The organism is Methylocystis iwaonis (assembly GCF_027925385.1).
Taxonomy (GTDB): domain Bacteria; phylum Pseudomonadota; class Alphaproteobacteria; order Rhizobiales; family Beijerinckiaceae; genus Methylocystis; species Methylocystis iwaonis.
Map to the genome: position 1 here is coordinate 1,834,689 of NZ_AP027142.1, position 20,046 is coordinate 1,854,734.

At 64.6% G+C, this 20,046-nt stretch carries 19 protein-coding genes and 3 tRNA genes; 9 read left to right on the forward strand and 13 right to left on the reverse strand.

Translation table 11 applies throughout. The features are described 5' to 3' along the window. Positions 1-69 precede the first annotated feature (69 nt). Entirely contained in the window at positions 70-2,415 is a 2,346-nt protein-coding gene (locus QMG84_RS08770) for a PAS domain-containing protein (protein WP_281931844.1), read from the forward strand. A gap of 45 nt (positions 2,416-2,460) precedes the next feature. On the opposite strand, the gene QMG84_RS08775 is transcribed toward QMG84_RS08770, so the two are convergent. The 9 genes from QMG84_RS08775 to QMG84_RS08815 all read right to left on the reverse strand — a co-directional run bounded on the left by QMG84_RS08775 (position 2,461) and on the right by QMG84_RS08815 (position 8,064). Further along, entirely contained in the window at positions 2,461-2,637 is a 177-nt protein-coding gene (locus tag QMG84_RS08775; RefSeq protein ID WP_202074225.1) for a hypothetical protein, read from the reverse strand. A 187-nt stretch (positions 2,638-2,824) separates the two neighbouring features. Continuing rightward, a complete protein-coding gene (locus tag QMG84_RS08780; RefSeq protein ID WP_202074226.1) occupies positions 2,825-3,193 on the reverse strand; it encodes an H-NS histone family protein in 369 nt (122 codons plus the stop codon). A 209-nt stretch (positions 3,194-3,402) separates the two neighbouring features. After that, positions 3,403-3,478: transfer RNA gene (locus QMG84_RS08785), tRNA-Thr, on the reverse strand. 39 nt (positions 3,479-3,517) lie between these two features. Beyond that, positions 3,518-4,396: a 23S rRNA (guanosine(2251)-2'-O)-methyltransferase RlmB gene (rlmB, locus tag QMG84_RS08790; RefSeq protein ID WP_281931846.1), complete on the reverse strand. Its 879-nt coding sequence runs from the start codon at positions 4,394-4,396 to the stop codon at positions 3,518-3,520. Further along, positions 4,393-5,259, reverse strand: a complete 867-nt coding sequence (locus tag QMG84_RS08795) for a 4-(cytidine 5'-diphospho)-2-C-methyl-D-erythritol kinase (protein ID WP_281931848.1) — start codon at positions 5,257-5,259, stop codon at positions 4,393-4,395. The genes rlmB and QMG84_RS08795 overlap by 4 nt, the downstream gene beginning before the upstream one ends. Before the next feature lie 41 nt (positions 5,260-5,300). Beyond that, positions 5,301-5,375 (reverse strand) — tRNA-Gly (locus tag QMG84_RS08800). A gap of 171 nt (positions 5,376-5,546) precedes the next feature. Next, positions 5,547-6,947 carry an anion transporter gene (locus QMG84_RS08805; RefSeq protein WP_281931849.1) on the reverse strand — a complete coding sequence of 467 codons (1,401 nt, stop codon included), beginning with the start codon at positions 6,945-6,947 and terminating at the stop codon, positions 5,547-5,549. Between the two features lie 283 nt (positions 6,948-7,230). Further along, positions 7,231-7,308: transfer RNA gene (locus QMG84_RS08810), tRNA-Pro, on the reverse strand. 105 nt (positions 7,309-7,413) lie between these two features. After that, positions 7,414-8,064, reverse strand: a complete 651-nt coding sequence (locus tag QMG84_RS08815) for a MerR family transcriptional regulator (RefSeq protein WP_434085988.1) — start codon at positions 8,062-8,064, stop codon at positions 7,414-7,416. 193 nt (positions 8,065-8,257) lie between these two features. Between QMG84_RS08815 and QMG84_RS08820 the strand changes: the two genes are divergently transcribed. From QMG84_RS08820 to QMG84_RS08835, 4 genes are read left to right on the forward strand one after another with little or no spacing between them, the layout of a single operon-like run. Further along, on the forward strand, positions 8,258-9,370 hold the full coding sequence (locus QMG84_RS08820; protein WP_281931851.1) for a COX15/CtaA family protein: 1,113 nt from the start codon (positions 8,258-8,260) through the stop codon (positions 9,368-9,370). Positions 9,371-9,384: 14 nt separating this feature from the next. Then, positions 9,385-10,311 carry a TIGR04222 domain-containing membrane protein gene (locus QMG84_RS08825; RefSeq protein ID WP_281931852.1) on the forward strand — a complete coding sequence of 309 codons (927 nt, stop codon included), beginning with the start codon at positions 9,385-9,387 and terminating at the stop codon, positions 10,309-10,311. After that, complete coding sequence (locus QMG84_RS08830) at positions 10,277-11,134, forward strand: MbnB/TglH/ChrH family RiPP precursor modification enzyme (protein WP_281931853.1); 858 nt, start codon at positions 10,277-10,279, stop codon at positions 11,132-11,134. The genes QMG84_RS08825 and QMG84_RS08830 overlap by 35 nt, the downstream gene beginning before the upstream one ends. Then, positions 11,125-11,685, forward strand: coding sequence for an SCO6045 C-terminal-like domain-containing protein (locus QMG84_RS08835; RefSeq protein WP_281931855.1), 561 nt, complete (start codon positions 11,125-11,127; stop codon positions 11,683-11,685). The genes QMG84_RS08830 and QMG84_RS08835 overlap by 10 nt, the downstream gene beginning before the upstream one ends. Here the strand turns inward: QMG84_RS08835 and QMG84_RS08840 are convergent. After that, positions 11,682-12,083, reverse strand: a complete 402-nt coding sequence (locus QMG84_RS08840; RefSeq protein WP_281931856.1) for a flagellar export protein FliJ — start codon at positions 12,081-12,083, stop codon at positions 11,682-11,684. The genes QMG84_RS08835 and QMG84_RS08840 overlap by 4 nt on opposite strands. Positions 12,084-12,266: 183 nt before the next feature. Between QMG84_RS08840 and QMG84_RS08845 the strand changes: the two genes are divergently transcribed. Further along, positions 12,267-12,740, forward strand: a complete 474-nt coding sequence (locus tag QMG84_RS08845) for a cupin domain-containing protein (RefSeq protein WP_281931858.1) — start codon at positions 12,267-12,269, stop codon at positions 12,738-12,740. Between the two features lie 202 nt (positions 12,741-12,942). Here QMG84_RS08845 and pqqE read toward each other — a convergent pair whose 3' ends face one another. The 3 genes from pqqE to pqqB all read right to left on the reverse strand — a co-directional run bounded on the left by pqqE (position 12,943) and on the right by pqqB (position 16,230). Next, the gene (pqqE, locus tag QMG84_RS08850) at positions 12,943-14,382 is read right to left on the reverse strand and encodes a pyrroloquinoline quinone biosynthesis protein PqqE (RefSeq protein WP_281931859.1); all 1,440 of its coding nucleotides are present in this window, start codon (positions 14,380-14,382) and stop codon (positions 12,943-12,945) included. Between the two features lie 163 nt (positions 14,383-14,545). Next, positions 14,546-15,304, reverse strand: a complete 759-nt coding sequence (pqqC, locus tag QMG84_RS08855) for a pyrroloquinoline-quinone synthase PqqC (RefSeq protein WP_281931861.1) — start codon at positions 15,302-15,304, stop codon at positions 14,546-14,548. Further along, positions 15,301-16,230, reverse strand: a complete 930-nt coding sequence (gene pqqB / locus QMG84_RS08860) for a pyrroloquinoline quinone biosynthesis protein PqqB (protein ID WP_281931863.1) — start codon at positions 16,228-16,230, stop codon at positions 15,301-15,303. Before pqqB ends, pqqC begins: the two co-directional genes overlap by 4 nt. A 447-nt stretch (positions 16,231-16,677) precedes the next feature. Here pqqB and QMG84_RS08865 point away from each other — a divergent pair, with 447 nt between their 5' ends. From QMG84_RS08865 to QMG84_RS08875, 3 genes are all read left to right on the forward strand, one after another. Then, entirely contained in the window at positions 16,678-17,844 is a 1,167-nt protein-coding gene (locus QMG84_RS08865) for an alpha/beta hydrolase (RefSeq protein WP_281931864.1), read from the forward strand. Positions 17,845-17,995: 151 nt separating this feature from the next. Then, positions 17,996-19,165 (forward strand): IS481 family transposase, encoded by a 1,170-nt coding sequence (locus QMG84_RS08870; RefSeq protein ID WP_281931866.1) that lies wholly within the window; start codon positions 17,996-17,998, stop codon positions 19,163-19,165. A gap of 261 nt (positions 19,166-19,426) precedes the next feature. Next, complete coding sequence (locus tag QMG84_RS08875) at positions 19,427-20,041, forward strand: anthranilate synthase component II (protein WP_281931867.1); 615 nt, start codon at positions 19,427-19,429, stop codon at positions 20,039-20,041. Positions 20,042-20,046 lie beyond the last annotated feature (5 nt).

Consider the following 20,046-nt stretch of genomic DNA (forward strand, 5'->3'; position numbering starts at 1 on the left):
GCTAAGCTTTTCAAACAGTTTCCCTTACTTTAGCGATCAGGATTGCGAAAGTTTGCCCGGAGCGGACGGTTGAACCAGGATGCGGAGAAGCGCGTCGCACAGCGCGCCTTGGATTACGGCATTGCGATTTTGGCGGTAGGGATCGCGGCGGCGGTGCGCGTAAAGCTCAGCGATCAGCTTCAGTCTCAGCCAATGGCGCCTTTCTTTCTTGCCGTCCTCTTCGCCGCAGCGGCTTCCGAGGCGGGCCCCGCGTTGCTCGCCACTGCGCTGTCGGCGGCGATCGCCGCATTTTTTTTCATGGAGCCGGTCGGCTCCTTCATGATCGCGCTCCCGGGCGATCACTTGCGCCTGGCGATTTTCATTGTGATCGGGCTCGGCATCGTGGCGTTGACACAGGCCAAGACCAGAGCGCGCAAGAGGGAGGTCGCGGCTCAAATTCAGCTCGCGCAGGCGCAAGCCGATGAAATCGCCCAAGCGGCGCGGCGGGAAGGCGCCACATTGCTCGGCGGGATTCTCGACTCTTTGCCGCACCAGATTGCGGTGATCGACCAGGCGGGCGTGATTTTGGCCGTCAACGAACCCTGGAAGCGCTTCGCCCGCGAGAATGGTTTCGCGCCAAGCGCGACCTTCCTGGGCATGAATTATCTGGAAGCTATCCGCGGCGCTGCGGCGGCGGGGGACCGCTTCGCCAGCAAAGCTTTCGAGGGGCTTCGGGTGCTGCTCGCCGGTGAGCGGCGCGCGTTTACGATGGAATATCCCTGCCAGACGCCGGAAGGGACGTTGTGGTTCGTCATGAACGCCGCGCGGGCCGATGGCGGAGCCGCCGCCGCCGTCGTCAGCCACACCGACATCACCGAGCGCAAACGCGCCGAGGAAGGATTGCGCGAGAGCGAGGAACGGTTTGCGAGCTTCATGCGGCACTTGCCGGGGCTTGCATGGATCAAAGACCACGAGGGGCGCTACACTTACGCCAATTGCGCCGCCTTTCGCGTCTTTCCGGTCCCGCGCGAGCAGGTCTACGGCAAGACGGACGAGGAGATTTTCGACGCCGACGCAGCGCGTCAATTTCGCTGCCATGACGGAGAAGCGCGTGAGAGCAAATCCGGCATTACGGCGATTGAGACGCTGAAGGAGACCGACGGCGTCGTCCATCACTTCCTTGTCAGCAAATTCGCTATCGCGGACTCCGAAGGCGCCGCCAAAGGCACAGGCGGCGTCGCGATCGACGTCACGGAACGCGAGGAAGCGGAGAAGCGTCTGCGTGAGGCGACCGAAAAGCTGCGCGAGGCGGACGCTTACAAGGACGAGTTTCTGGCGACGCTCGCGCATGAGCTGCGCAATCCGCTCGCGCCGATCCGCAACGCCGTGCATGTCCTGCGTCATGACGCGCTTGCCGCTTCGAGCAAGAGAGATCGGGACGCGGCTCTGTTGTCGATGGTCGAACGGCAGGTGACGCATCTTGTGCGTCTCGTCGACGATTTGCTGGAAGTATCGCGAGTCACCCGTGGCAAAATCGATCTGCGGAAACAGCGCGTCGATCTGGCCGACATTCTGCGGCAGGCGATCGACATGTCGAAGCCGATGATCGACGCCGGCGGCCATGTCTTCGAAGCCGACATTCCGGATGCGCCGCTCATTGTCGAAGGCGATTGTGTGCGCCTCACGCAGGTCTTCGCCAATCTTCTCAACAACGCCGCCAAATATACCGAGCATGGCGGCTGGATCAGCCTTGCGGCCGAGCGGTTGGGCGCCGAGGCGCGCATCGTCGTCAAGGACAATGGCGTGGGCATTCCGGCTGAAATGCTGCCGCGCGTTTTCGATCTCTTCACGCAGATCGACCGGACCTTGGGACGCGCGCAGGGCGGCCTCGGCATTGGTCTGGCGCTCGTCAAGCATCTGATACTGCTTCACGGCGGCTCGATCGAGGCGCAGAGCGAGGGGCTCGGGCAGGGCAGCGCCTTCATCGTGCGCCTGCCCGCGCTGTCAGCGCCCGCCGCAGAAGCGCGCGAGCAGGGGGCGGCTTTCGACACGATGCGCACGAGTCTGCGCATTCTCGTCATCGACGACGATCGCGACGTCGCCGACAGCCAGAAGGCGTTGCTGGAAATATCCGGCGCGAGCGTGCGCGTCGCTTACAGCGGCGCTGCGGGAGTCGCGGCCTTGTCCCTGTTCAAACCGGATTTGGTCCTGCTCGATCTCGGCATGCCCGAGATGGACGGCTACGAGACGGCGCAACGCATCCGCGCGCTGCCGGAGGGACGCAGCGTCAAGCTCGTCGCGCTGACCGGATGGGGGCGCGAGCAGGTCTTTCAACGCGCGCGCGCCGCGGGATTCGATCTGCAGATTACCAAGCCGGCCAGCCTGGAGGCGCTCGGGGAGGCGCTCGAAGAGACGGCGTGCCTTGCTCAGCGCTGAAGCATCTGTTGTATCGGGCGCCGCGCATTCAGGGCCGTGTGCGCGTCAATCCAGATTCTGGTCGGGATCGGCGAGCCAATATAGGGCGCAGAAACCCGCCGTGATCAGCCCGACGCCGAGCAGGGAGACGCTCAGGCCTTCGTGGGGCGTATAGAAGCTCATGATTGCTGAGATGAGGCCGGCAATCGCCACGATCAACGGCTTCGGACTGCGCTCGTCCATGTCGGAATCCGCTTCATGCAAAAGGAGACAGCCTGTCAGGCTGACGGGTAATGGGCTCCTTATCAAGTTGTGAGAAATACGTAGAGGCAGCCCGGAGGTGTTGGAAACTTTCACCAGACTCGCAGGCCGCGCTCTGTGCTTTCGACGACGACGCAGACCGCGGGGCGGGTTCAGCGCAAGTATGCGCCTAGTTCTGAGCCAGGAATTCATCCGAGGCTTTGAACTCCTCGAGGGTCCATCCGCGCTCGGCCATAACAGACCTCACCCATTGCGGTGGGTGCGGGCCCCTTCCTGACCAGGCGTCGCCGCTTACGTGATTCTTGAATTTCGCCAAGCGTGGCTTTGGAGATTCGGTCGGCGCATCATCTCGTGGGCCGTCCGCCTCGAACTCCGGGAATATGTCGCCTAGACCCAATCCGGCCTGTCTGAGCTCTTCTTCGATTTTGGCTCTCAGGCGCTCTTTAACTGCCTCCTTGCGCCGAGCCACCTCTTCTTGGGCTCGGTGGATCAGAGACAAAAGCTCCAAATCCGACAAGTTGGCGAACTCGTCGCGCATTCCATGACCTCCAGGACGTGTTTTGAGGGCGTCTCTACCGGAAACACGCTCGAAAACAAGACCCTGGCGGACTTGAGGGATTGAGGAGGGCGAGGGCATCCGTAACAGGAGCGCGTCGCGCTGACTTTCGTCAGCCCCTCATCTTGTTTTTATCGAATAATTCTGGAAGGGACTTTTGGCGAAGCGCCGATTGTCTCGTGCTCAGAAACTGGTGCCGGTTGAGGGATTCGAACCCCCGACCTACTGATTACAAATCAGTTGCTCTACCAGCTGAGCTAAACCGGCGTTCCCTGCCGCATTTAATCCCCCAACCCTGCCGTAAGGTCAATCCCGCGCCGCGTCGCGCAGGCGTAAATGCGCGACGCTCAGCGCGGCGGCGCAGGCGTTGGAGACGTTGAGGCTCTTGATCGGGCCGGGAAGATCGAGCCTCGCGATGAGGTCGCATCGCTCGCGCGTCAGGCGGCGCAGGCCCTTGCCCTCGGCGCCGAGCACGAGCGCCAAAGGTTTCGCCAGCGGGATGGTTTCGATGGGCTCGGCGCCTTCCGAATCGAGGCCGACGACGCTGTAGCTGCGCTCGCGCAACTGGTCCAAGGCGCGCGCGAGATTGACAACCGAGACGATCGTCACATGCTCCAGAGCGCCGGAGGCGGCCTTGGCCAGGACGCCGGTGAATTCCGGACTATGGCGCTCAGTGACGATCAGCGCGTCGACGCCGAAGGCGCAGGCCGTGCGCAGGATCGCGCCGACATTATGCGGGTCCGTGATCTGGTCGAGGGCCAGCACCACGCCGCTTGTAGAGACAATGTCGGCGATGTCGGCCTCCGGCAATGGCCGGGCCTCCAGTAATAGTCCCTGATGGACGGCCTCTTCGCCGAGATGGCGGGAGAGGTCGCGCGCGTCCACGAGGCGCGGCTCCAGGCCCGCCGCTTTGGCGAGATCGGCGATCCGGGGCAGGGCGGTCTCGGTTGCGTAAAGAGCGAGCAGCTTGCGGCGCCCGCCTTTGAGCGCCTCGCGCACGGCATGGGCGCCGTAGAGCGTGACCAGATCAGGCGAGGCCGAGCGAAACGGGCCGCGTTGCGGCTCGGGCCGCGGGCGCGGGGCCGGCCGTTCGCCTCTCGGGCGCTGATCGTTCGGACGCTCGCCTCTTGCGCGCTCTCTCGGTTCGCCTCTTGCGCGCTCCTTTGGCGGCGGACGGCGGCTCATCGCAGCGCCGCCGTTTTCACCCACCATTCGGGATGTTGCGTCCGAATGGCGCGGGCGGCTCTGGCGGCTGCTTTGGGCGTCGAAAAGATCGCGAAGCATGTGGCGCCCGAGCCGGACATGCGCGCGAGCTTGCAACCGCGAGCGGCGCGCAGCACGGCCAGCGTATCGACAATGACCGGCGCCTGAAGGCAGGCCGGGTCTTCGAGATCGTTGCGACCCCTCGATAGCAAAGCCAGAAGCTCCAATGCAGGGGCGCCGTCGCCGACGATCGGATGGGCGGCGGCCTCGACGCGCTCGCCGGGCTGAAGGCCGAGGCGCGCGAAGACCGGGCGCGTCTCCACCGGCACGCCCGGATTGACCAGCACGGCCGGAAGCAGCGGCAGGCGCAGCAGCGGACCAAGCGATTCGCCGGCTCCGCGCATCATCCGGGCCTGGCTGGCAAGGCAGACCGGCACGTCCGAGCCCGTGACTCGGGCGGCGTCGTAGAGGCGCGGATCGTCGGCTGTCAGCCCATTGCCGCGGGCCAGAAGCCGCAGCGCCGCCGCGGCGTCGGAGGAGCCGCCGCCGATTCCGGCCGCAACGGGGAGACGCTTCTCCAAACGGAAGGCGCCGAGGGTCAGCCCTTCGACTCGCTCGGCCAGATTGCGTGCGGCGCGCAGGACGAGATTGTCGTCGCCCGCGCCGGCGGCCGGGGCCGTGGGGCCGGAAACTTCGAGCGAGAGAGCGTCGCCGGGAGACAAAGACAGCGTATCGCCCGCGCCGCTAAACACGACGAGGCTTTCGAGCTCGTGATAGCCGTCGTCTCTGCGGCCGAGAATATGAAGCGTAAGATTGATCTTCGCGGGGGCGCGCGTCACCAGCATCGTACCCCGACCTCCGCTTTAGGGTTATCGCGGAGCTTCTTTGGAGCGGGCGAAGGGATTCGAACCCTCGACCCCAACCTTGGCAAGGTTGTGCTCTACCCCTGAGCTACACCCGCATCCGTCGCTTCGGTTTCGCGCGTCGCGTCGCCGTCGCAGGGGTCTTATGCAACAAACGATCTGGCTTTGCAACAGGCGGCGTCACGAAAATTACAAGCCTGTGGATGGCTGAGAAAAATCTTTTGTTTTCAGTTTGATGCGTCTTTCGTGTCGCCGGGACGCGGTCAAAATCAAAGCCACCAGGCGCCGAAGATGATCGTTGCGACAGTCAGCGGCGCGCCGATCTTGAAATAGGTCCAAAAGCCGATCTCGACGCCTTGAGTCCGAGCCCTTTGCGCGACGATCAGATTGGCGACAGAGCCGAGCAAGGTGAAGTTGCCCGCAAGGGTCGAGGCCATGGCGACAATCAGCCAGGACCTTTCCGGATCGCCTGCGCGGGCGACGAAGGGTTTCAGGACCAGGACCGCTGGGACGTTGCTGACGATATTCGAGAGACCGGCGGTAATCGCCGAAAGGACGAATGGCGCGCCGAGATCGAAACGCCCGACCGCAGCCACCACCTCGGGCGTCACCACGGTCTTCTCTAAGCCGGCGACGACGATGAAGAGACCGACGAACATGAGCAGCAATGGCCAGTCGATCTCCTGGTAGACCTTATCGGCCTTGACCTTGCGCGTGAGCAGCAGGACCGCGCCGCCGACGATTGCGACCTTGGCGACGGGCTGCCCGGCAAAGAACAAAACCATCATGACGAGCGTCACCACGACGGATTTGGCAATCAAAGCTCCGTGGTAGCGCGTCGGCGGGGAGGGCAAGCTCAGCAGGCGCTCGCGCGTCAGAAATTCGCCCCGGTACGCCAGCGTGAGGAACAACACGCACAGCAGCAGCCCGAAGAGCGCCACTGGCCACAAGGCGCCGGCGAAAGTCCCGTAGGGAATGTGCGAGAACGCGCCGATCATCATGTTCTGCGGATTGCCGGTGATCGTCGCCGCGCTGCCGACGTTGGAGGCGAGGGGGATCGCCAAAACATAAGGGACAGGGTCGCGCTTCAGCCGCTTCACGAGCTCCACGACGAGCGGCGTCATGACGAGGCAGATCGTGTCATTGACCAGGAAGGCCGAGAAGGAGCCGGAGACCAGGACGATCGCGATCAGCAGCAGCAGCGGATGGCCGGCGCGCGCCACGACCCAGTCGCTGACCAGCCGGAAGAAGCCCGAGAGGCGAAGATTGGCCACTACGATCATCATGCCGAGGAGAAGCGTGATCGTGTCGAAATCGACGGCGCGATAGGCCTCCTCTAGCGGCAGGACGCCTAAACCCACCATGAGGCTGGCCCCCACGAGGGCCGCGCCGGCGCGATCGAGCCGCAGGCCGGGAAATTTGCCGATGGCGATGACGAGATAAGTGCCGAGAAAGACGAGAATCGCGAGGATCGTCTTGCCATTGGCCCAGGTCACGAGCGCGTCGGCGCCGGCGTTTTCCTCTCCTGCCAATGATCGCAGGGCCCATTGGCCGATCTTGCCGATGATTCCGACCGCCACGGCGTAGAGCAGCGCTCCGAGGGTGACGAGCGCTACGGCCAGGAGGGCGGTCGCGAGCCCGCTTTTTTGGCTCGTCGGTGGTTGATCCATTTCCTCGGCTTGTAGGGGCCGAGTCATCGTCTTCCGTATCAATCCCAACACCGCTTTAAATTTCGAATTTGCAGATTCGCGGTCTGGCCGCATGCAACGCTGCATTGCCGCTACCATAACGGCAAGACGCTAAGTTCTCGCCTTACGCCGCAACCGGGTAGGACGCAGACCTTAGTCGCTTTGGCTCGACGCCTAGGCGATAGCGCTCAGTTGAGCTGCGGATGTTGGCGAGAAATCAGGCAGGAACTGGCGTCGGGACGGGTCGGGGGCGTCGCGGCGCGAATGGTCGGAGTGGCGGGATTCGAACCCACGACCCCTTGTCCCCCAGACAAGTGCGCTAACCGGGCTGCGCTACACTCCGACTGGCCGCCCTTATAGAGAGGCGACGGCCCGGTTGCAACGGGATGTGACATTTTGCCCCCCGGGAAGATCGATCGACCGCGCGGGCCCATGGTTTCCGGGCGGTTCAGCGCCGGGTCAGATTGAGCAGCCGCTTGCATTCCTCGATCTGCGCCAGCGCTTTGCGCAAAATTTGCGCCTGTCCCTGGTCCTCGCGGCGAGTGACGACCACTGGCGCATGGAAGACGGGGCGCGGCGCGGGCGCGGTGAAGGCGTCGGTAAACGGGGAGCCCGGGGGAAGAATTTCAATGATCGCCTCTGAGCCACGCGCTTCGACAGCCTCCGCCGCGGGCAGGGCGCTTGCCGTCGCTTCTGACGGCTCGGGCTCCGGGAAGTCGAGCGTCTCCTGCAGCGTGACCGGCGGCGGGGCTGGCGCCATCTCCGGCGGCGCAGGTTCGGCGCGGGCGGCGGCAGGCTCCCGAGCGGGCGGCGCGGGCGCCGGCGATTCGTCGCTCTGCCGCCGACGCGCGTCGGCGAGAACGCCCTCGACGCCTTGCTCGGCGAGAATGCGCTGAACGCCCTTGATCGTGTAGCCTTCGCGATACAGCAAATGCCGGATCGCTTCGACGAGCTCGATGTCGCGCGGGCGGTAGAATCGCCGTCCGCCGGCGCGCTTCACGGGATCGATCTCCTTGAAGCGCGTTTCCCAGAAGCGCAGCACATGTTGCGGCAGGTCGAGATATTCCGCGACCTCGCCGATGGTGCGCAGCGAGGCCATCTCTTCCCGTGTCAACGCGCCTCTGCCGGCCACCTTTGCTCCCCCGATCGAAAGAGCGTTCATTCTTACACTCGAAGCGCGTCCTATCAGCCTAAAATCCGGCGCTTCGCAGGCGCCGCGCGCTGCTAGGTGTGGACAAGCGTCTTCGGCATCCCTTAAGTGCCGAGGCAGAGGAACCCTTGAGGCGAGCGACATGGAAGATTGGCTTCTCTTTCCGCATCCCGTGCCCGAGGTGAGGCATCGCGCGACAGAGGAAAACGCCGTCGCGGTGCGCAACTGGCTCTGGATTGTCGCGGGCCTCGTCTTTCTGATGGTCATCGTCGGCGGCGCGACGCGCTTGACCGAATCGGGCCTCTCCATCGTCGAATGGAAGCCTGTGACCGGCGCCATCCCGCCGCTGACCCAGCAGGAATGGATTGCGGCTTTCGAGGATTACAAGAAGATCCCGCAGTACAAAGAGCTGTTTCCGGACATGGACCTCGCGGGATTCCAATACATCTACGCCTGGGAATGGGCGCACCGCTTGCTCGGGCGCCTCATCGGCGTGGTCTTCGTGGTTCCGCTGATCTGGTTCTGGGTGAAGGGCGCGCTTCCGTCCTCGGTGAAGCCGAAGCTCATCGGCATACTCGCTTTGGGCGCGCTGCAAGGCGGCGTCGGCTGGTGGATGGTCTCATCCGGCCTCGTGCATCGCACGGAAGTGGCGCAGGAGCGGCTCGCCATTCACCTGGTCATCGCGGCGTTCATCTTCTCCACCTGCCTTTGGGTCGCCGGTGGGCTCGGGTGGCGCAGGCCGTCGAGCGCGCATGACCATCCGGGGCGCCTGCGCGGGCTGGCTTTCGTTATTCTCGCGCTGGTCTTCGTGCAGCTCTTCATGGGCGGCATTGTCGCGGGGCTGCGCGCCGGGCTCGTGGAAAACACATGGCCGCTCATTGCCGGCGCCTTCATTCCGCCGGCCGATGTTCTCTTCCCCAAAGACCCCTGGTGGGCGAATATTTTCGAGACGCCGCTCACGGCGCAATTCTTCCACCGCATGATCGCTTATCTGATCTTCATCCTCGCGGCGCTGCATCTCGGCGACGCGCTGATGAACGCCGGCGGCAGAGCGCGCAGCGGCGCGGTCATCGTTTTCGGCCATGTCGTGGGACAGATTGCGCTCGGCGTTGCGACGCTGCTGCTCGTCGAGCCGCCTTATGCGGGAACGCCGCATCTCCTTGTTGCGCTGGCGCATCAGGCGGTGGGCCTGGGCGTGCTTGCTGTGGCGACGTTGCAGGCGCGTAGACTGGCGAATGATCTGGAGATCGTCTGACGGAGCAAAGCGCCTTGGAGAACGTCCTCTCTCTTCCCGGCCCTGATTTTCTCAACGTCTACGGCGTGGTGGTCATTCTGACGCTTGCCGCCGCCTGGCTTGTCATCCGCTTTGCCGATCGGACGGGCGATCATCCGCCGCCCGTGCCGCAGAGCCCCGACGCTGTGGACGTGGCCTTCCTGCAAGGCGGGGTGAATCAGGTCATCCGCACCCTCTGCTATGATCTCGTGCAGCATGGCTATGCGGCGCTGGCGAAAGACGATCGCGTCGTCCCGACCGGCAAGAAGCCGGAGCCCGGCGCGCTCAATCCTTTGCAGATTCGCGTTTTGCAAATGATCCAGGCGAGCCCAAAGGCGCATGAGCTGTTCAGCAACCGCGCGGCGCGCAAGGAGCTGCTCCAATTGCTGGACCCTGTGCACGCGAGGCTTGCGGCGCAAGGGCTCGTGAAGCCCGAGTCCGTGAAGGCTTGGCGCACGCGCGCGCAACTATTCGGCACGCTCACGCTTCTCGGTTTCGCCGGCGCCAAAATCTATGTGGCGCTGAGCACGGGGCACACGAACGTCTCCTATCTCATCTTCCTCAGCATCGCTTCGGTCGCTGCGCTTTTCGCGCTGGCTTATGTGACGACGCGCAGCCATGCGAGTCGACGCGGGCGCGCTTATCTCGAGGCGATGGAGCTTGCCTATCGCCCGCGGCTCGATGCGGCGCTGCTTGCTGTCGGCGCACCGACGCAGACAAAAGCTTTCGAGGGCGCGTCGCTCTTTCTACTCGGGCTCTACGGCTTCTCTGCGCTGAGGGGCACGGCGGACGCCGCCTTCGCGCGGCATTTCAAGCGCGCCTCCAGCGAGAGCGGCGGCAGTTGCGGCTCGAGCTGCAGCGGCTCATGCGGAAACGGCGATAGCGGCAGTGGGTGTGGCGGCTGTGGCGGCGGCGGGGACTGAGGCGCCGGCGCTCGGCTCCGGGCTCGGCTATCGACCGCCGTTTCGCGCCGATCTCTTCGCCAATCGCTCGCGCGTCGATTTCCTTGAGATCATCGCTGATCATTATTTCGACGCGCCCAAAGAGAAGCTCGCAGAGCTCGATCTATTGCGTGCGCATTTCCCCATTGTCGCGCATGGGCTCGATCTTTCGGTCGGCAGCGCGGAAGCGATCGACAGCGCCTATCTCGAAAAATTCGCGCGCCTGATCGAGCGCCTCGATCCGCCCTGGTGGAGCGAGCATCTGTGCTTCACCCGCGCCGGCGGCGTCGACATCGGCCATCTCGCCGCTTTGCCCTATACGCAAGAGGCGATCGACGTCGTCGCGCGCAATGTCGACACTGTGCGCAAGCGCATCAATGCGCCGCTCCTGCTCGAAAACATCACGACGGTGGTGCGCGTTCCGGGCGCGGAGATGGACGAGCCCGAGTTCCTCACCCGCACGCTCGACGCGACCGGTTGCGGCTGGCTCTGCGATGTCGCCAATCTCTACACCAACGCCGTCAATCAGCAGGTCGACATCGACGCGACATTCGAGCGCTGGCCCTGGGAGCGGCTCGTGCAGATTCATTACGCGGGCGGGCGCTGGCGGGATGGAGTCTTGATCGATAGCCACGACTCGGCGACGAGCGAAGCCGTTTGGGCGCTCTACGACCGCATCGTCGCGCGTGCGCCGGTGAAGGGCGTTATCTTGGAGCGCGACGAGCGATTGCCGATCTTCGCCGAGTTGCTCGACGAGGTCGCGCGCGCCCGCGCGACGATGCGGGACTGCGGACGATGGCCCTGAAGGAGACGCAAGCGCTGCTTGCGCGCATCTTCACTGACGCCAAGGCGCGACGCGAATTTTTCGAAGATCTTCCGCGCGGGGCCCGCGCCTTCGGCCTCAGTGAGGCCGAAACGGAAACGATTGCGGCTCTCGACAAACGCGAGGTCGAGTCCTTCGCGCGCAGCCTCCTCGGCAAGCGTGCGCTCGATGCCCGCAAAACCTTGCCGCTGACGGCGAAAGCCCTGGGACAAGAGTTCGACCGGCTGCTTTTCGAGGCGATCGATGGCCCGCCACAGCCACAGCGCCACCGCGCGGACGCCGCTGCGCTGACGAGGCTTCTGGTCTCGCGGCCAATGGACCCGCCATGGATCGGCGGTCTGGCGCGCTATGAGATGGGCTTCGTCGCCGCCGCGCGGCCCGGCGCCTTTTTTCTCATGCGGCGCTTCGCCTATCCCATAGACGAGATCGCGCGCCAGCTTTTGACTGGCGCGCGCGTCGATGTCACTTCCCGCCAGCGCGTCGGGCTTTGGCTACGGGCGCCGCGCGGCAGATTGTTCTTTCGCTTATTCTAGGCTCCGCGCCGGAAGGCGTGCTCGGCGTGGCGACGCTCGGCGACGACGTCGATCATGCGCTCGGCGCCGCGATCGCGCGCTTCCTGGCTCTGCGCCTTGGCGAGCTCGTCATTGGCGTCCTTGAGCTGCGCTTCCGCCTCCGCAAGCTGGCCGCGCAATTCATTGATCGAGGCCATGATATTGTCGCGGCGACCACGCGCGGCGCGCGCATAGGTCGGATAGGCGAAGTGGCTGGGGTCGGAGATGTTTGCGCGCTGCTCTTCGGTCGAGATCTCGCGGTCGAGTTCATTCGACATGCGCGTGAACTCTGAAATCATCGTGTTGAGCTGAAGGACGCGCCGGCGCTTCTCTTCAGCTTGAAAGCGTTTCAGGCGGACAAGTGTATCCCGCGATTTCATTCCTCGAACTCCGTTGACGCGACGCTCATGCAAAACAAATCGTTAACTCCGCGAGACAATTTAACTATGCACGCTGTAGGTTGCTCCTTGGTTACCGGGTTCGAAGAATCCGAGGGGTATCCAGCGCGGATGTCGAGAGCCGCCCTATGTTCCGCCCGGGGGGCGATAAGGGAGGCGGAGCCTATGCGGTCTGTTGTTCTTGCCTTTGGCGCGCTCTGCGCCTTCGGAGTTTACGGCGCCGCCGCGCAGACAAGCGGCTTACGTTTCGCGGACGATCTCGAATGGAAGCCGGCGCCCGCCGATCTTCCCCGTGGCGCAGACGTCGCTGTGCTCTTCGGCGATCCGCAGGAGTCTGGGCCTTTCGTCATGCGGCTGCGCGCGCCGGCGGGCTATCAAGTGCCGGCGCATAAGCATTCGGATATGGAAACGGCGACGGTGATCTCCGGCACGCTGCGGTTCGGCGAAGGCCCGCGTCTGGACCCACGCGCGGAGAAATTCCTGCACGCAGGAGATTTCATCGTCGCGACCCCGGGCATGGGGCATTGGTTCACGGTCAATGAGGACGCGGTGGTGCAGGTGTCGGGCACGGGACCGTGGAAGATCGAATATCTCGATCCGCGCGACGATCCTCGGGAGAAAGGCGCGATGCGCGACTGAGCCAAGGCAGCCGCTTTTGGCGGCTGCCAATCATATCATTTCCGTTTGAATAGCTCACATGGGGACGTGTCATTCCCGGCGGGCTGAAAGCCCGACCGGAATCCAGAGCCCAAAAGCGCCGGTTTTGCTCTGGATTCCCGATCGCTCGCTAGCGAGCGTCGGGAATGACACGCGTCGCAGGCTCGCTATTCCGCGCTCTGGTTTAAGAGTTCTGCGGCGCGCCGCCGACGCGCCGGTAGATGAAGTCCGGCGGCGGCGCGTGCGACTCCGTTTCGGCATAGGCTGCAAAACGGGCGTGTTCCGGCGAGAGATGACAGGCGGGATCGGTCGCCGCGGGATCGCCGGTGACGGCGAAAGCCTGGCACCGGCAACCGCCGAGATCGATCTCGCGCCGGTCGCAGGACGTGCAGGGCTCCTTCATCCAGCCTGTGCCGCGATAGGCGTTGAAGGCCGCGCCATTGACCCAGATATCGCCGAGGCTGCGCTCGCGCACGTCATCGAAGGTCAGGCCCGGCAGAGTCTGCGCCGCATGGCAGGGCAGGGCCTTGCCGGAGGGCGTCACCGCCAGGATCGAACGGCCCCAGCCGCCGGTACATTGCTTCGGACGCGTCGCGTAATGGTCGTGGATGACGAAGTCGAAGTTGAGCACGCCCTGCAGGCGCTTCTTTGCGTCCTCGACGACGCCGACCGTCTCCATGAAGGTCTCGCGCGTCGGGATGAGCGCCGCGCGGTTGAGCTGCGCCCAGGCGTAGTACTGAATATGCGCGATCTCGATGCGCTGCGCATCGACCTCGACGGCGAAGTCGATGATCTGCGGCAGATGCGCGATGTTCTGGCGGTGCATGGGCGCATTGATCGTGAGCCCCATGCCGAGTTCGCGCACCCAGCGCGCGACGTCGCGCTTCTTCGGCACGCCGCCTTCAAAGGCCGAAATGCGATCGGCGCTCTCGGGCACGATGTCCTGGATCGAGACCTGCACATGGTCGAGGCCGATCTCGGCCAGCCGCTCCAACCGCTCGCGCGTGATCAGCACGGCGGAGGTGACGAGATTAGTGTAGAGGCCGGCCTCGACCGCATAGGCCAAAATTTCTTCGAGGTCGCGCCGCGCGGTGGGCTCGCCGCCGGAGAGATGCAGTTGCAGCGCGCCGATCGACGCCGCCTGGCGGAAGGTCTCGCCCCATTGCTCGGCCGTCATTTCGACATTCGAGCGCTCCAGCTCCAGCGGATTGGAGCAATAGGGGCATTGCAGCGGGCAGCGATGCGTCAGCTCGGCGAGAAGGCCAGCCGGTCCGCCTGCGAAGGGCGCGATGGTGGAGGCAAAATCGGAGAGCTTGGGCGGCGTGAAGGGATCGACGCCGTCGCGCAGCAGGCGCTTGTCGGCGAGGCCTTGCAGCAGGTTCGTTACGTCGCGCGTGATGACGTCGAGCGGCGCCGCATATTGCTGCGCGAGGCTCTCGCAAAGATCGGCGAGCCGCGTTTTGCCGTCGATGGCTTTGAGCACGATGAGGCCGATCGGGTCGAGCTCATAGGCGCGTTCGGGCGCGAGGATGACGGTGCGGGCGCGTGGGCGGTCGTCGTGCAGCCGCGAATATCGCGTGAAGCCGGGGCGGGAGTCCGGGCCGATGATGTAGCGTGTGGTCATTTGTTACCCGGTTACGTCGGGGCTCCCATGCCCCCAGTCCCTCTTGAGGGACATTTACCATGGTCGCCGCCGTCATTGCGAGCGGAGCGAAGCAATCCAGGGGCAGCCGCTACGGCTCTGGATTGCTTCGTCGCTGCGCTCCTCGCAATGACGGTGAAGGGGGTTACTCCCCCGGCCGCCAGGCACCCGGCGGGATCAGCCCCGGCGTCACATAGGCGTGATGCAGCGCGTCGAGCTGCGCCCACAGCACATTGCATTTGAACCGCACGGCGCCGACGCAGGCTTCCTGCTCTGCGCGGGTTTTCGCATTGTCGAGCACATAGCCCAGCGCAAATTCCGAGTCGCGCGGCGCCTGCGACAGACGGCGCTTGAAATATGCCATCACATGGTCGTCGACGAAGTCGTAATTCTCCAGCATTCCCACGATGCGTTCGCGATGGATGGAGGGCGCGAAAAGCTCGGTCAGCGACGACGCCACCGCCACGACGAGCGGCTGCTCCACGACGAAACGCACATAGGCTTCCACCGCAAATTTCGTCGCGGGCAGGGCGCCGCGGCGCGAGGCGACATATTCACGCGTAAAGCCCAGCGCGTCGGTGAGCACCAGCCAGCGCTCGATCCCGCCGGCTTCGTCGCCGAGCCCGTCGTGGTCATGGATGCGGTGAATCCATTCACGGCGCAATTCGCGGTCATGCACGCGGCTCATGAAGGCGGCGTCCTTGCGCGGCACGGCCTCCTGATAGCAGTAGCGGTTCAGCGCCCAGGCGGCGACCTGGTGCTTTTGCAGCTTGCCGCCATGCAGAAGCTTATGGAACTCATGCTTGTCGTGGTAGCGCTCGACGCCGACATTGCGGATCGCGGCCTCGAAATCGGTCCTGGACAGGGGCGCGGCGTCGCGCCAATCGGTAGCGATCTCGTTCAAAGCGTCACCTCCATGCCGTCCGCGCCGACCTCCCAGCCTGCCGCCTGCACGGCGGCGCGCTGCGTCGAGTTTGCGTCGAGGACCGGATTCGAATTGTTGATGTGCACGTAGATTTTGCGCGCGACGTCGAGCGGCGCGAAGCCGGCCATCGAACCGTCCTCGCCGCTCATGTTGACATGGCCCATGCGCGAGCCGGTCTTGCCCATGAGACCTTGCTCGATCATCTCGTTCTCGTGGAACAGCGTGCCGTCGAAGAAGACGAGCGCGGCGCCCCGCAGGCGATTGGCGAGCGGCGCGTCGATCTTGGCGCAGCCAGGGATGTAGAAAAAGGATTTGCCGGTCTTCGTCTCGTTGACTTCGAGGCCCAGCGTATCGCCTGCCGAGGTGCCGAAATTCGGCGCGTTCTGGTCTTCGAGATAGAGCGCGATCTTGCCCGGCACGGGGAAGGCGCGGATCGAAAGACCGAGATCGACGCCGGCGCCTGTGAGCGGGGTCGCCTCGTCCATATGCAATTCGTTGCGCGGCACGAGCTGCGTCTGCAGGATCGTGAAGATCGGATTGGCCGCCAGCGCCTGCAGAACGCGGTCGGCGGCGTAGACGCTGAAGGGCTGCGCTTCGCGCAGGTTCAACAAGCCGGCGACGTGATCGACGTCGCCATTGGTGAGCGCAACGGCTTTGATCGGACTGGCGCGCACGGGATCGCCTTCAGCCGGCGCAAGGGCGGGCGCGGCGGCGATCTGCTCACGCAGATCAGGCGAGGCGTTGAGCAAAACCCAATTGGCGCCGTCGGCGCTTACGGCGAGCGACGATTGCGTGCGCGGCGTAAAGCCCGGCGCGCGAGCGCGCACCGCGCGGCAATTCGCGCAATTGCAGTTCCACTGCGGGAAACCGCCGCCGGCGCCCGAGCCCAGGATTCTGATCCGCATCGCGTCTACAGCGCTTCCTAACGAGCGCCGTTCTCCCTTGTGAGAGCAATCGGGCGAACGCAATCTGTCTCGCTCGGGCGCCCACTACCTCCCCTTTACGGGGAGGTCGGCGGTCGTAGACCGCCGGGTGGGGTTCTCTCCGCGATGACAGTGGTTGGGGCTTGCCCCACCCGACCCGTACAGGGGAGGGATGGGATCGCGCCCGGCGTTCAGCCAATTGCCCAGTCTTCTTTTGGGCGCGCACTATGCACCCTCGGCGCGGCCGCGCAAGTGCGGCATATGTTCGCCTTTGTTTAACCTATCTTCGCAACTTTGCCTCGGGACCGCGGGCCGACTCGCCCCGCTTTCGTCGCTTTCTCGCGTAAGAAGGAAAGCGCCGGGCCAAGGCTTCGCATCGCACCACCTCTCTTACGGGAAACTTTCCCGGCTGCGCCGGATCGAACCACTTTGCGCATCACGCTTCCGCTTTCGACCCTCCTCGCCGCGACGCTGCTCTCAGGCTGCGTCTCCGACGGCATGCGCGCCGTTGACGGCCATTGGACCAACGCCGTCTCGATGGTCTCGGGCCCGCAGGGCGAGCCCAATCGCATCCCGCTCTTCGTCGCTTCGACACGGCGCGGGGAGGGCGCGACTGACGACGGGCGTGCGCATTTCTCTCTCACCGCCATCGGCGTGCCGCAAAACCATCGCCCCGGCGCGGTGGAGCGGCCGAGCTTCGGCGGCGCGGACAAGAGCCGCCATTTCACCGTGCTCTCCAAGCGTAACATGGACGAGGAGGAGTTCTACGGCGAGCTTGCCGCTCATGTCTCCGGCCGCATCGGCGTCTCGCGCGACATTCTGCTCTATGTGCACGGCTTCAACACCAGCCATGACGAGGCGCGGTTCCGCCTTGCCCAAGTCGTGGCCGATGGCGGCTTTTCCGGCGTCCCGACGCTTTTCTCCTGGAATTCACGTGGCGGGCTCTTCAACTACGAGTCCGACAAGGAAGCCGCGACCGTCTCGCGCGACGCGCTCGAGAAGGTGGTGCTCTCGCTCGCCAGGACGCCTGGGGTAGGGCGCATTCACATCCTCGCCCATTCCATGGGCTCCTGGCTCACCATGGAGACGCTGCGCGGCATCGCGCTCTCGGGCCACCCCGATCTCGACGGCAAGCTCGGCGAGGTGATGCTCGCCAATCCCGACATCGACCTGAACGTCTTCCGTCAGCAGGTCGCGCGGCTCGATCCGCATCGCGTCTCGATTTTCGTCGCCAACAACGACCGCGCCTTGTCGCTTTCTTCGCGGATCGCCGGCGACCGGCCGCGGCTCGGCGCGATGGACCCCGCGAAGCCGCAGGATAAGGCCGAGATCGACCGGCTCGGCGTGGCCGTGCATGATATTTCGTCCTTCTCGACGGACTTCATCGGCCATGGCGCCTTCGCCGAGGCGCCCGATGTGGTGCGAAAGATCGGCGCGCATATCGCCGCGCCGCGCGTTCAGGACGCGGACAAGCAGGCGATCCCGGATTTCAGGGGCGAGGATACGGGAGCCACCACCGTTCCGCAGACCCCGCCGCCTCCGGGGGCCGTCCAGAAAGTCGAGACATCGCCGCTGCCGCCGGTTGCGGGGCGGTGACGGCTGGGGTTCCGAATTCGGGTTAACGAGCGGATGTGTTCCACCGTCATGGCCGCGCTTGTTGTTCAGTCCGGATAGATGACCGACGGGTGTTCGGGGACATAGCCGACACGTTCACAATGGCTTGGATTGGCAATTTGGAGGGCCGTCCATGCCGTGGCTGGAGGTGTCGATCGTGGAACAGCGTCGGGAGTTTGTGCGGCTTGCGAGCCAGGAGGGGGCGAACCGTCGGGAACTATGCCGCCGGTTCGGCATACACCCGGATACGGGTTACAATTGGTTGGCCCGCTGGGCCGAAGGCGAGGCGGGGCTGGCCGATCGCTCCCGCCGGCCGCGCAACAGCCCCTCGCGGAGCGCGGCCGAGACCGAAGCGCTGGTGCTGTCGGTGCGGGACGACCATCCAGCCTGGGGCGCGCGCAAAATCCGGCGCGTTCTGGAAGAGCGCGGCCACGCCGTTCCCGCCTCTTCGACCATCCACGTCATATTGAGCCGGCGCGGCCGCATTGTCTTGCCCGCAGGCGCGCCGGGCGGGCCCTATCAGCGCTTCGAGAAGGACGCCCCCAATCAGCTCTGGCAGATGGACTTCAAAGGTTGGGTCAAGCTCGCCGACGGCCGCCGCTGCCACCCTTTGACCATCGTCGATGATCACTCCCGCTTTGCGCCTTGCCTCAAAGCCTGTGGGAATCAACAAGGTTCGACAGTTCAAGGCCATCTGACGACGACTTTCGAACGCTATGGTTTGCCCGACGCTCTGTTCGTCGATAACGGCGCGCCGTGGGGGGACGCCTCGGGCCATTGGACGGCCTTACGGCTCTGGCTTTTGAAGCTGGGCGTTAAAGTCATCTACTCCCGGCCCTATCACCCGCAAGGCCGCGGCAAGAACGAGCGCTTCCATCGCACCCTCAAGGCGGAAGTCTTCGCCAAGCGCTTCGCCGACCAAGCCCAGGTCCAGCGCGCCTTCGACGCTTGGCGCGAGGTCTATAATTTCGAACGCCCCCATGAAGCCCTGGGCCAGAAGCCTCCCGCCAGCCGCTATCGCCCAAGCCCGCGGCCGATGCCAAAGCGCCTGCCCGCGCCCGAATATGACGAAGGCGAGATCTTGCGCATCGTGCCGCGCTCCAAAGACTACATCAGCTTCAAGGGCCGTCTGTGGAAAGTGCCTCAAGCCTTTCGGGGAGAGCGCCTGGCCATCCGCCCCCGCGACAAGGACGGCCAATTCGCCATCTGCTTCGCCTCGCACTTGATCGCAACCATCGACTTGACCGAACCCGAAGGCGTCGGTCATGTCTCCGAACATATGTCGGCTATGTCCCCGGACTGAACACTTGTCGCGGCCATCCACGCCGCGCCGACGCGGCGAGCTGAGAACATGAGCGGAACAAACGCCGCTTCTTCTTCCTGCGTGTCGTAACGTCCCGGCGTGGATGCCCGCGACAAGCGCGGGCATGACGCGGCTGCGTAGGCTTTGTTAACCTGGATTCGGAGCCCTGCGCTGACGGCTGGAAAGGTTGCCTAACGCGCCCCCGCGGCCTATTGGGAAATTCAACTTCTCGCCGCGAAACGCCAAGGCGCCGGAAAAGCCATGTCCAATGTCACGCTGATCGACAATTACGACAGCTTCACCTTCAATCTGGTCCACTACTTCGGCCAGCTCGGGGCGAATGTCACGGTGCATCGCAACGACGCGGTTTCGGTCGCGGAAGTGCTGGCCGGCGCGCCGGACGCCATCGTGCTTTCGCCCGGCCCCTGCACGCCGCACGAGGCGGGCATCTGCATGGACCTGATCAGGGCCGCCGCCGAGACCGTGCCGATCTTCGGCGTGTGCCTCGGCCATCAGTCGATCGGCGAGGTTTTCGGCGGCGAGGTGATCCGCGCCCCGTTGCCGATCCACGGCAAGATGGCGACGATCCTGCACCACGGCGACGCCGTGTTTCGCGGCATCGAGGGGCCGTTCCAGGCCACGCGCTATCATTCGCTCGTCGTCAAGCGTGAAACCTTGCCGGCGTGCTTGCGCGTTACCGCCGAGACGCCTGATGGGCTGATTATGGCGCTCTCGCACAACACGCTGCCGACCCATGGCGTGCAGTTCCACCCCGAGAGCATCACCTCGCAGCACGGGCACAAGATTTTGCAGAATTTTCTGGACATTGCCGCGGAGTGGAATGCGGCGCAGCGTGGTCGGGCGAAGGTGGCGTAGGGCCC